The following is a 10,816-nucleotide window of genomic DNA, read 5'->3' on the forward strand; positions in this document are numbered from 1 at the left end:
AGTTTCAGCCTATGCGGCAGGAGAAACGTGAGAGCGCTGGCGCCTTACCTGTCCTCGGCGAATGCTTCCTCGATGAAGGCCTCCAGCTCCGCCTCTTCAAGCAGCTCGATGGAGAAATGCCCGAAGCGTTTCGGTAGCCAGAGGATGCGTGTGCCGCAGGGAGACTGGAGGTTGTCGCGCGACAGGGGGTTGCCGTTCTCGTCTTCCGGCTGGACCCCCGCGGCCAGCAACTCGTCGTAGGCGGCCTCGATGTCCGGGGTGCTATAGCAGTGACGGTAGATCGTGCCTTCGCCGTTGCTGTCCATCAGCGCCTTGAGATTTCCGGCAAAGGGTTGCACCAGCATCAGCCGTTCCGTGCCAAACCTGACGATCGCATAACGCACATGCAGACCGTCGCGCTGCCAATCCAGGGTCCTGGAAATCCTTGCGCTGAAGACCCGGGCGTAATACGCACACGCTTGCTCGAGGTCTTTGACGAGCACATCCACGTGGCTGAACTTTAATTTCAATGGCTTCTCCTGACGAAAAAGGCAGCAGGTGCTGCACCGATTTTGAGAATCCTCTGATTCAACCCCAGCAGTTGTCGAGCCTAGACTGCCGGCCTCACGCCGACTCCCACCAAGGGAAGCGGCAACGGCACTTTTGAGCTCGGATCGAGGGGAAACGTTTTTGAAAACGCTACGACAGGCTGGGCTGCTTGCATTGGTCCTGGAATGCATCATGGGAGCTTCCGCCTACGCAAGTTGTTCTAAACCTGAATCTGCACCGGCCAACCCGTCGATCATTGCCAGTCTTCCCAGCATTACAACCTTGAAGTACGCCCCTATTGGCGGGGTAATGGCGTCCTACGAAGTAGCGGCCGGACGCCGTTCTGGAGGGTGGGCGTGCCTGAGATCGGATCAACTCGGAATGACCCAAGTGACTACCAGCCTTGCATCAAGGAGTAGTCAAGGGCTCTATGATTCTGGTGTTCAGGGGATAGGCATTCGCATTGGGCACCGTTCCTCCTTGAACTGGGGCGAGGCCAGTTATCCACCTTTTACTTGGAGTCTCGGAACTGGGATGTTGGTTTATTTCCCCGAAATAGTGTCGATAGAGTTTGTGCGTACAGATATTGGTGTCGGAAAGGGAGACATGCCTTCCTTCAACTACAAGACCAATTTTTTTATTGACACCAATTACAACACTCCGGCACGAGCGGTTTTCCCCATCGAAGGTACGGGCCTTAAAACCAGGTTTGAACATAATGCCTTCTTCACCACTTGCTACACACCCAAGAACAGTACCGAGGTCAATATGGGGCGTCCTGCGGCAGAGCAAGTAAAACGCGGGTCGGTCCAGGACTTTCCATTCGCCCTGGATGTCGTTTGCGAAGGCCTCAATCCCACGGTCAAGCCACCGGTGAAGGTCTACTTCGAGGGCAAATCCGTTCGTGATGGCTTGTTGAATCTGAACGGTGTCGGACAGCCTGGCATCGCCAAAGGCGTTGCCATCTCGCTGACTAGCGACAAAAACGTGGCACTCCCCTTCAGCAAAGCCAAGGCGGTGGCCCTGGATTGGCAGGCCAGCGGCCCTGGCAACGAGAAGTACCGCTTTGCCGCAAAGGCACGCTACGTCACTACAGGCGCAGAAGTCGTCGCCGGCAAGGCTGATGCAACGCTGACCTATGTACTGGAATACAACTGATCGCGTTTCCCGCCCTGGGATGCACAAAAAAAGCCACTCAATCAGTGGCTTTTTTGTGCCTATCAGCCGCGTTGCCGCAGCGCATCGACTCAGAGTTTCGGCAACTGGCCGATGCGACCGAACATCTCGGTGACGATCTGCAGGTCCAGCTGGAACTGCTCGACGGTCTTGAACTCGTTGTCGTTGTGGCCGGTGTACTTGACCTCGGGACGGGCCAGGCCGAATTGCACGCCGTTGGGCAGTTCATGCACCGAGGTGGCGCCGGCGGAGGTGCCGAACTCGTGCTTCATGCCAAGGTTTTCGCTGGCCACCGCCAGCAGCGCCTTGACCCATTCACCCTCGGGGTTGCGGTACATCGGCTCGGCGATCGAATAGTCGAAGTTCACCGCGACCTGGTTCTGCTTGCTCCAGGCAGCCAGCTTGTCGGCAATTTCCTTTTTCAGCACCTCCGGGGTCTTGCCCTTGGGCACGCGCAGGTTGACCGCCAGCTTGAAGGCTTTTTCGTCCTGGCCGACATAGGTCAGGGAGGTGGTCAGCGGGCCCATGAAGTCATCGGCGAAACCGACCCCCAGCTTGTTGCCCAGGTAGTCCAGGCCCCAGTTGTCGGCGGCATAACGTGCCGCGTCGGTGATCGGGTTGTGCTTGAGCGCGACCTTGCCGTCGAGGCCGTTGATGAAGTCGAGCATGCGCGCCACCGGGTTGACCCCGGACTCGGGCTCGGAGGAGTGGGCGGACACGCCGGTGACCGTCAGCTTGACGTCCTTGCCTGCGACCTTGGCGGCCACGCTGAAGTCGCCGCCGTGGGCCTTGGCGTATTCGGCGCCGGCCTTCTGCAGGCTGGCCGCCAGTTCGGCGGGCTGGTCGGTCACCAGGGTGGCGACCGAGGCGCCGGGGATCTGGTTGGTGGCCAGGCCGCCGGTCATCGAGACGATCTCCGCGCCTTTGCCCTCGGCGGCACGCCGCGGGAAGCTGGCCATGACGGTGCCGTAGCCTTTCTCGGCGATCACCACCGGGTAGCCGCCATCCAGCGCCAGGTTGTAGTTGGGCGTCGGGTTGCGTTCGAAGTAGTAGGGAATCGCGTCGCCGCTGGTTTCCTCGGTGGTGTCCACCAGCAGCTTGAAGTTGCGCGCCAGGGGCAGCTTCTCTTCCTTGATGATCTTCATGGCGTACAGGGCCACGACTATGCCGTTCTTGTCGTCCTCGGTGCCGCGGCCGTACATGCGGTCGCCGACCAGGGTGACCTTGAACGGGTCGAGCTTGGTGCCGTCCTGCAGCACCCAGTTCTCCGGCGTCACCGGCACCACGTCGGCATGGGCGTGGATGCCCACCACTTCTTTGCCGCTGCCTTCCAGGGAGATCTCGTAGACGCGGTTGTCGATGTTGCGAAAGTTCAGGTCGAAGGCCTGGGCCAGGGCCTTGATCTTGTCGGCGATCTTGAGGAACTCGGGGTTCTCGTGCTGCGGCACGCCATCGACGCGCACGGTGGGGATGGCCACCAGCTCGCGCAGGGTTTCGGTGGCGGCCTTGCCGTACTTCACCCGCGCATAGAGGCCCAGCAGGCGATGGATCTCGTTCTGCTGCTCGGCGGAAAGCGCCTTGTTGTCGAGGAAGGCATTGATGGCCGGGCCGAGGTTGGCTTCTTTGACCACCTCGCTCTTGGCCGCCTCATTTTTGCTCAAGGTGCCGAGGAACTGGCGGAAATCCGTGACCGAGGCATCGGCGAAGCTCTTGAGAATCGCCGCGTTCTGCTGCGGGGTGATGTTGGCGTGGGCGGCGGTGGTGAAGGCTGACAGGCTGGCCAGCACCAGGGTGGCCGCGGCCAGTTGCTTGAGGGAGAAGTCCATTGCGGGAGGCGTTCCTTGCAGATTGTTAGGAAATATCTGACCTCCCAACCTAACACCACAAGGGAAGGGTACGGGAGCCCCCGAAGTGGGATCTGTCGCACAGAAATGCAAAAGCGGCGCAGAAACGAAAAAAAACGGCCCCGGGGCGCCTGGCAGATCGGCTGCTTTTTAGCCGGCACGCAGGGCTCAAACTCGAGGCTTGGCGGCCGTTTTTTTAAGGCCGCGCCCTGGCCGATATTTTCTGCCCCTGTGGGCCTGCGGGGCAGTAGAATCCCGTCGCCCGGTAACGCCTGCGAGGTTGACACGGCAGGCCTCGGCGGCGTTGTTGGCGCTGGCGTCCGGGCAGGTTTCTTGGTGTGGGCAGTGCCGGGTTTCTCCGGTGATTTACACTGAAACCGCATTGGGTCGGGTAAGACAGGCGAGGGCGTATGGCGGTTGAACGACGGGATTTCAGTGGCGGCATGAAGGGCAAGAACCTGCGTTACCTGGAAGAGGCGCGGGTGGCGCCCGCGGCCCATGCGCGGGCGGGCTTCCTGCTGCTCGAGCACTTCTCGTTGCCAGCCTTCACCCAGGCCCTGGATACCGTCGTCACCGCCAACCTGCTGCGTCCCGCCTTGTTCTCCTCAACGACTTTTGGCTTGCAGGACGGCGAGGTCACCAGCGACCTCGGGCTGGTGATCCGCCCCGATGCGCGCCTGACCGCGTCGGCGCTCAAGGACCTCGATCTGCTGGTGATCTGCGGCGGCTATCGCACGGAGCTCAAGGCCGATCCCCGGCTGAGCAGTCTGCTGAAAACCGCCGCCGAGCTGGGCATCACCCTGGCCGGGTTGTGGAACGGGGCCTGGTTCCTCGGCGTCGCGGGGCTGCTCGAAGGCTACCGCTGTGCGATCCACCCGGAGCATCGTCCGGCGCTGGCGGAGATTTCCAAGGTCACCCATGTCACCAGCGAGGCCTTTGTGGTGGACCGCGACCGGCTCACGGCGTCCAGTCCCGCCGGCGCCTTCCATATGGCCCTGGAGTGGATCAAGGGGCTGCACGGCAAGGCGCTGGTCGAGGGCATCGAGGACATCCTGTCGTTCGAGGAATCCCGCTACCGGCGCATCAAGCCGACGATGCATGTGTCGTTGAGCGCGCCCTTGCGCGAGGTGGTCAACCTGATGGACGCCAACCTCGAGGAACCGCTGCAAATGGACCAGCTGGCGGAGTATGCCGGGCGTTCCCGGCGGCAGATCGAGCGCTTGTTCAAGGAGCAGTTGGGCACCACCCCGCAGCGCTACTACCTGGAATTGCGCATCACCGAAGCGCGTCGATTGCTGCAGCACACCGAGCTGTCCCAGGTCGAGGTGCTGGTGGCCTGCGGCTTCGTCTCGCCGAGCCATTTCAGCAAGTGCTACAGCTCGTATTTCGGCTATCGGCCGTCGAAGGAAAAGCGCCTGGTGAAATGATCGAAGACGTCAGTATCTATCAGCTTTCGAGCCACCAATATAAAAGTGTTTCATCCTCGTCATCATCCAGGTTTTTATAGATGTTGGCGTAGTACCACTGAATCCCTGCTCTATCTTGGAACTTGTTAAAGAAGTCGTTGATCTTCTCCAGCACATTGCGCGCCGGAACCGCGAATGACAGGTTTCCCTCAAATACACCGTCCAGGGTTCCACCCAGCTCACAAGCTACACCGTTTTCCAGCCAGGCTATTTCTTCTTGAGGAATAGAGTCTGCATAGATCTGGATGCAGAAGTTCCCACCTCGTTTCAGGACGACGGCAGGTGCTTCTCTGTCTTTGATTGAAACAATATCTCCTCGTGCCAGGTTCAGCGCGATGCCAGGAGAGGAGAGCAGCTCGTAAATATCCTGATCAATCTTGCGAGCGGGCAGTTCTTCAAAAAACGGGCCGTCATCATCTGTGACATAAACCTGAATCAGAACAGGGATTTCTTTATCGTTCATATGCGGCTCCGTAGCTGTTCCGCTCAATGCACACATCCATGTTGGTAGGCTTCTGGCGCAAGGGTTGCCAGGGTGGCTCTAGGCTCTGTACGAAAAGTGGCTGCGCTCGGCCATGCTGCGTTAAAAACAGGCTCGGAATGCTCATTTAGGCCCCTAAACTCCGCTTCCTCGCCTGTTTTTGCCTTGCCTGACCTTCGCTCGCCGACTTTTCGTACAGAGCCTAGGAGCCAATATATTTGTAGTGGAGTTGAATGCGGCCTTCGCTCGCAGATATTTCTGTGTGAAGTATGGCTTCTCCGGGGCTGCCATTTGCAAAGAGAATGCACTCCAGTCCTACGGTTTTGTCATTTGTTTCATACATATCAATGAAAGGTCTTTGGTGTTCTTTGATATCAAAGGCATGCTCTTCTGGAGCAAGGGATAGCTTCGTACCTTGTTCGAAATACTCATCGATAGACTCGTGAATTTCCTCGGCCACGGCGTTGGAAATACCGAATTCAAGCCATAAAGCCTTGGCGTCTCGCAGATTGATAGTGTCTACGAATTTTTGAGTGATGGCATAAGCCTGCTGTTTTGTAGCGGGGGAATTTAAGCCGAGATTATTCATTAGCGATGTGCCCGCGATAGGTCGACTGGCTGAGGATCATCAATTTTTTGAAATCACACTGTTCATGTATTGATTCAAATCGCGCAGGTCCTTAATGCTCCAGGCGTGCGGCGGTATCTTTACGCCATTCTCCCGCAAGGTTCTTGGAATCAGGTCGCCATTTGGGCGAAGTATTATCGATGACACGATAACGCCCGGATAATCGTTGAGCCGTTTCTTGAAAACGGGGGTTGTAAGGTCAGGTGTTGGAGGGTTGCTTTTATTGGCCAGTGGTCCGGTTCCTTTGATATCGGCTCCGTGGCACACGGCACATCGCTGTGTATAGAGATTTTTCCCATTATTGTCGGCGAAGGACAGTGATGTTTGAGTGAGCGACAGAGCGCCTAGCGAAGCGATGAGCAATACCTTTACTTTCATTTTTCATACGTCCTTGTTGTGTCACTCAGATCTGAATCGAGGGCAAACGCTTGTCAGCCTTCCATCCAGACATCTTCGTAGCCTTGGTTATCGATGATGAACTTGGCGCCAGCGGGCAGACAGAGGTAATTCAGCACCTGTGGCAGCATTTCACTGAGATGCTCAGTGTGAACCGCTTGATAAAAATCATCAGCGCTCGAATGTTCTCCGCAGTGAATAAACCAACTGACATTCCCCCCCTCCGGCAGCGAAATGCGTGCGCCATAAATAGGTGACTTGCCCAGCGTGGCAATCGCGATGGCGACCATTTCGTCTGGAGGAAGTACGGGCAGTCCGTATTTTTTACAGATGTCTTTTTGCATATTAAGCAGTGCCTCTAGAAAACCATCTCTTGAAGTTTTTTATCGGGAATGTTTTTGGTTTTCCATTCTGGATAAGCTCAAGCAAAAGATTTGCAGGGTGACGCACCCTGTCATTAATTGAAATTCCCTTGTCAAGCAATTGTGACTCGAGAGACTCAATGTCTTCGACTTCTTGAGGGTCGAGCATATTGCTTTTTTATGCCTGTAAATGACATGGATTTAATCGTTATCGAGAGGCTGCGCTTTTAAACCAAGGCAAAGGTCGTTGTCAAAGACGACTCTTTAGATGGACAGCCTTATTCAGCGCCTGACGGCGGCCAGATTATCGACAGCGCGCGCTGACACCCGGCCCTGTGCTGTCGGTTGGGTTAACGCCCACCACCGCTCACGCCGCCATGGTCGCTGCCATGAAAGGCTTGCGCGTGGCGGCGCGGGCGGCCAGTACCGCCAGCACGGCGGCTACCACCAGCAGTGCCGCGCTCAGTTCGAAGGTCGCCCGATAACCGCTCAGGTCGAAGGCCAGGCCGCCCAACGTGGCGCCCGCGGCAATCGCCAGCTGGACGATCGCCACCATCAATCCGCCGCCGGCTTCCGCATCGTCCGGCAGTGCCCGGGTCAGCCAGGTCCACCAGGCGACCGGAGCGGCGGTCGCCACCAGGCCCCAGAGGCCCAGCAAGACCGTGGTGACCGACACCGAGGCGCCAAACGCCACCAGGGCCATGGCGATCGCCGCCATCATCAGCGGGATGATGATCAGCGTGCGATACAGGGCGCTTTTCAGGAAGGCTTCGATCAGGAAGGTGCCCGCCAGGCCGGCCAGGCCGATCACCAGCAACATCAGCGACAGGGTGGTGACACTGACCTGGGTGACCGTCTCCAGGAAGGGCCGCAGGTAGGTGAACAGCATGAACTGGCCCATGAAAAACAGGCTGACCGCGAGCATGCCCAGGGCCACCGGCATTCTTTTCATCAGGCTGAAGACATTGCCGGTGCCGGCGGCCGGCTGCGCTTTCAGCGATGGCAGGCTGGCCAGCAGCCAGACGGCGGCAAGGGCGGCCACCGGCACCACGCAGAAGAACGCCCCGCGCCAGCCGATCAGGGAACCCAGGAAGCTGCCCAGGGGCGCCGCGATCACGGTCGCCAGGGCGTTGCCGCCATTGACGATGGCCAGGGCGCGCGGCACCTGGTCCTCGGGTACCAGGCGCATGGCCGTGGCCGCCGACAACGACCAGAAACCGCCGATGGCCACGCCGATCAGCGCGCGACCGGCCATGAAGGTCAAGTAGTCCGGGGCGAACGCCACCACGGTTCCGGAGACGATCATCAGCAGGGTCAGGGACAGCAGCAGCCGCTTGCGCTCGACCCGGGCCGCCACCGAGGCGATCGCCAGGCTGGTGAACAGGGCAAACAGCCCGGAGACGGAAATACCCTGGCCGGCTTGCCCCTCGCTGACCTGCAGATCGGCCGCGATCGGGGTCAGCAGGCTGACCGGCATGAACTCGGAGGCCACCAGGGCAAAGGCGGCGAGGGCCATGGCCAGCACGGCGCCCCAGGTGTGTCGGGGGGCGGGCGACTCGGCGTGAGAAGTAGCGGTCATGGCGACAGGTTTCCTGTGTGGCTGGAAGCGTCCGTGCTGACCGCCGGGCGTTGCCGGCTGGGTCTGCGGACGCTTCGATGCATAAATATAGGTGCACGCCGCCGGTGGAAGACCGGGCCGGCGCGTGAATGGCGATCGGGGCCGGCCCGGTGCTGGAGCGGCTCCGGTCGCGGCAGAAGGAAAACGCGACACCGGATTCGGTGCCGCGAAGCGAAGGGTGCCCAAGCCGGGCACCCAACGGACTACCAGAGGTTGTTCTGCATGAGCGGGATCAGGCGCTTACCGCGCTCAGCCCGCCAGGGTGGCGTTGTCGATGACGAAGCGGTACTTGACGTCGCCCTTGAGCATGCGTTCGTAGGACTCATTGATCTGGTCCGCGCGCACCAGCTCGATGTCGGCGACGATGCCGTGCTCGGCACAGAAATCGAGCATCTCCTGGGTCTCGGCAATGCCGCCGATCATCGAGCCGGCGAGGGTCCGGCGCTTCATGATCAGGTTGAACACATTGGGCGAGGCATGCGGAGTCGCCGGGGCGCCCACCAGGGTCATGCCGCCGTCGCGCTTGAGCAGCATCAGGAAGGCGTCGAGATCGTGGGGCGCGGCCACGGTGTTGAGGATCAGGTCGAAGCTCTTGGCGTGGGCGGCCATTTCCTCGGCATTGCGCGACACCACCACTTCGTCGGCGCCCAGCTGGCGAGCGGCCTCGCGCTTGGAGTCGGAGGTGGTGAACGCCACCACATACGCGCCCAGGGCATGGGCCAGCTTGATGCCCATGTGGCCCAGGCCACCGATACCGACCACGCCGACCTTCTTGCCTGGCCCGACCTTCCAGTGGCGCAGCGGCGAATAGGTGGTGATGCCCGCGCACAGCAGCGGCGCGACGGCGGCCAATTGCTCCTCGGGGTGGCGGATGCGCAGCACGTAGCGTTCGTGGACCACGATCTGTTGCGAGTAGCCGCCCAGGGTCCAGCCCGGGGCGTCCGGCGTCGGGAAGTTGTAGGTGCCGATCATGCCGTCGCAGTAGTTCTCCAGGCCGTCCTCGCAGTCGGCGCAGTGCTTGCAGCTGTCGACGATGCAGCCGATGCCCACCAGGTCGCCCGGGCGGAAGCCGTGCACATGGGCGCCGACCGCCGCGACCCGGCCGACGATCTCGTGGCCGGGCACGCAGGGAAACTGCGTGCCATGCCACTCGGCGCGCACCTGGTGCAGGTCCGAGTGGCAGATGCCGCAGAAGGCGATGTCGATCTGCACGTCATGGGCGCCGGGGGCACGACGGGTAATCTGCAGTGGTTCCAGAGGTTGGTTGCCCGCATGGGCGCCATAGGCGTTGACTAACATTGCACACTCCATCCTGCGTTACGTTGGATGGCCATTTTCCCGGGCAGGTGCAGGCGGCCAGTAGTGCATTTCGCTGGAATTCTTGCCTGATTCTCTGGACTTTGGTTTTTTCGGTAGGAGCGGCACCGGGGCCGGGTTAACGTCTGGCAAGGAGGGTCCATACCGACATGACACGCCCACACGACACCCGCGCCCAGGCGCCCCAGGAAACCCTCGCGCGCCTCATTGGCGCCTGGATCAAACACTCGGGAGACTGCTCGACAGCGATCCCCGGTCTTGGCTTCTTTCGCCGCGAGATCCCTTCGCCGCCCTCCGTGTGCATGGTCGAGCCGAGCATCATCCTCGTCGCTCAGGGGGCGAAACAGCTGTGGGTCGGCGGCGAAGCCTACCCGTACGACCCCTCGCGCTTTCTCGTGACCTCACTGGACCTGCCGGCCAATTCCGAGGTGACGGCGGCCAGCCTGGAACAACCCTGCCTGGGGCTGGGCTTCAAGCTCGATCCACGGATGCTGGCGGAGCTGGCCGCCCAGGGCGGGCTGCTGCAACCTCGCGATCGAGGCACAGGCAAGGGCGTGGGCATCGGCACCGCGACGCCGGCCATGCTGACCTCGTTCGTGCGCCTGCTGGAGTTGCTGGACGAGCCCGAAGCCATCCCGGTGCTGGCGCCGCTGATCCAGCGCGAGATCCACTACCGCTTGCTGCTGAGCGACCAGTCGGCGCGGCTGCGGCAGATCGCCTCCGTCGACGGCCAGGGCCACCGCATCGCCAGGGCCATCGATTGGCTGAAACTGAATTACACCGCGCAACTGCGGGTCGATGAACTCGCCGCCCGGGTGCAGATGAGCACGCCGACCTTTCACCACCACTTCCGCCAACTCACCGCCATGAGCCCGTTGCAATACCAGAAATGGCTACGCCTGACCGAAGCCAGGCGCCTGATGATGAACGAACAGCTGGACGTCTCCAGCGCCGCCTTCAAGGTCGGCTATGAAAGCCCGTCGCAGTTCAGTCGGGAGTA

Annotated in this window: 11 protein-coding genes; 3 read left to right on the forward strand and 8 right to left on the reverse strand. The window is 60.5% G+C overall.

Going from position 1 to position 10,816, the window contains the following annotated elements; translation table 11 throughout:
* Nucleotides 1-44: 44 nt before the first annotated feature.
* A complete protein-coding gene (locus J4E58_RS22870; RefSeq protein WP_087092151.1) occupies nt 45-509 on the reverse strand; it encodes a VOC family protein in 465 nt (154 codons plus the stop codon).
* Nucleotides 510-720: 211 nt separating this feature from the next.
* Between J4E58_RS22870 and J4E58_RS22875 the strand changes: the two genes are divergently transcribed.
* The gene (locus J4E58_RS22875; protein ID WP_256583249.1) at nt 721-1,686 is read left to right on the forward strand and encodes a fimbrial protein; all 966 of its coding nucleotides are present in this window, start codon (nt 721-723) and stop codon (nt 1,684-1,686) included.
* A gap of 89 nt (nt 1,687-1,775) precedes the next feature.
* On the opposite strand, the gene J4E58_RS22880 is transcribed toward J4E58_RS22875, so the two are convergent.
* Nucleotides 1,776-3,530: a dipeptidase gene (locus J4E58_RS22880; protein ID WP_087092149.1), complete on the reverse strand. Its 1,755-nt coding sequence runs from the start codon at nt 3,528-3,530 to the stop codon at nt 1,776-1,778.
* A gap of 428 nt (nt 3,531-3,958) precedes the next feature.
* Here J4E58_RS22880 and J4E58_RS22885 point away from each other — a divergent pair, with 428 nt between their 5' ends.
* Nucleotides 3,959-4,975, forward strand: a complete 1,017-nt coding sequence (locus J4E58_RS22885) for a GlxA family transcriptional regulator (RefSeq protein WP_087092148.1) — start codon at nt 3,959-3,961, stop codon at nt 4,973-4,975.
* Between the two features lie 19 nt (nt 4,976-4,994).
* On the opposite strand, the gene J4E58_RS22890 is transcribed toward J4E58_RS22885, so the two are convergent.
* From J4E58_RS22890 to J4E58_RS22915, 6 genes are all read right to left on the reverse strand, one after another.
* Entirely contained in the window at nt 4,995-5,477 is a 483-nt protein-coding gene (locus J4E58_RS22890; protein ID WP_087092147.1) for a DUF4265 domain-containing protein, read from the reverse strand.
* 220 nt (nt 5,478-5,697) lie between these two features.
* On the reverse strand, nt 5,698-6,084 hold the full coding sequence (locus J4E58_RS22895) for a hypothetical protein (RefSeq protein WP_087092146.1): 387 nt from the start codon (nt 6,082-6,084) through the stop codon (nt 5,698-5,700).
* Nucleotides 6,085-6,123: 39 nt separating this feature from the next.
* Nucleotides 6,124-6,501, reverse strand: coding sequence for a cytochrome c (locus J4E58_RS22900; RefSeq protein ID WP_087092145.1), 378 nt, complete (start codon nt 6,499-6,501; stop codon nt 6,124-6,126).
* 53 nt (nt 6,502-6,554) lie between these two features.
* Nucleotides 6,555-6,863 (reverse strand): hypothetical protein, encoded by a 309-nt coding sequence (locus J4E58_RS22905; RefSeq protein ID WP_087092144.1) that lies wholly within the window; start codon nt 6,861-6,863, stop codon nt 6,555-6,557.
* A gap of 385 nt (nt 6,864-7,248) precedes the next feature.
* Entirely contained in the window at nt 7,249-8,460 is a 1,212-nt protein-coding gene (locus J4E58_RS22910) for an MFS transporter (RefSeq protein ID WP_087092143.1), read from the reverse strand.
* A gap of 288 nt (nt 8,461-8,748) precedes the next feature.
* Nucleotides 8,749-9,798: an NAD(P)-dependent alcohol dehydrogenase gene (locus J4E58_RS22915; RefSeq protein ID WP_087092142.1), complete on the reverse strand. Its 1,050-nt coding sequence runs from the start codon at nt 9,796-9,798 to the stop codon at nt 8,749-8,751.
* 167 nt (nt 9,799-9,965) lie between these two features.
* Between J4E58_RS22915 and J4E58_RS22920 the strand changes: the two genes are divergently transcribed.
* The coding region (locus tag J4E58_RS22920; RefSeq protein ID WP_207255331.1) for an AraC family transcriptional regulator at nt 9,966-10,816 on the forward strand (851 nt) is incomplete at its 3' end.

The sequence above is a fragment of the Pseudomonas sp. FW305-25 genome (assembly GCF_017351415.1).
GTDB lineage: Bacteria > Pseudomonadota > Gammaproteobacteria > Pseudomonadales > Pseudomonadaceae > Aquipseudomonas > Aquipseudomonas chlororaphis.

Excerpts from the sequence above, each read along its gene's own strand:
- J4E58_RS22890 (WP_087092147.1), bottom strand. The coding sequence starts at position 5,477 with ATGAACGATAAAGAAATCCCTGTTCTGATTCAGGTTTATGTCACAGAT.
- J4E58_RS22895 (WP_087092146.1), bottom strand. The coding sequence starts at position 6,084 with ATGAATAATCTCGGCTTAAATTCCCCCGCTACAAAACAGCAGGCTTAT.
- J4E58_RS22885 (WP_087092148.1), top strand. The coding sequence starts at position 3,959 with ATGGCGGTTGAACGACGGGATTTCAGTGGCGGCATGAAGGGCAAGAAC.
- J4E58_RS22915 (WP_087092142.1), bottom strand. The coding sequence starts at position 9,798 with ATGTTAGTCAACGCCTATGGCGCCCATGCGGGCAACCAACCTCTGGAA.
- J4E58_RS22875 (WP_256583249.1), top strand. The coding sequence starts at position 721 with ATGGGAGCTTCCGCCTACGCAAGTTGTTCTAAACCTGAATCTGCACCG.
- J4E58_RS22910 (WP_087092143.1), bottom strand. The coding sequence starts at position 8,460 with ATGACCGCTACTTCTCACGCCGAGTCGCCCGCCCCCCGACACACCTGG.
- J4E58_RS22880 (WP_087092149.1), bottom strand. The coding sequence starts at position 3,530 with ATGGACTTCTCCCTCAAGCAACTGGCCGCGGCCACCCTGGTGCTGGCC.
- J4E58_RS22905 (WP_087092144.1), bottom strand. The coding sequence starts at position 6,863 with ATGCAAAAAGACATCTGTAAAAAATACGGACTGCCCGTACTTCCTCCA.
- J4E58_RS22900 (WP_087092145.1), bottom strand. The coding sequence starts at position 6,501 with ATGAAAGTAAAGGTATTGCTCATCGCTTCGCTAGGCGCTCTGTCGCTC.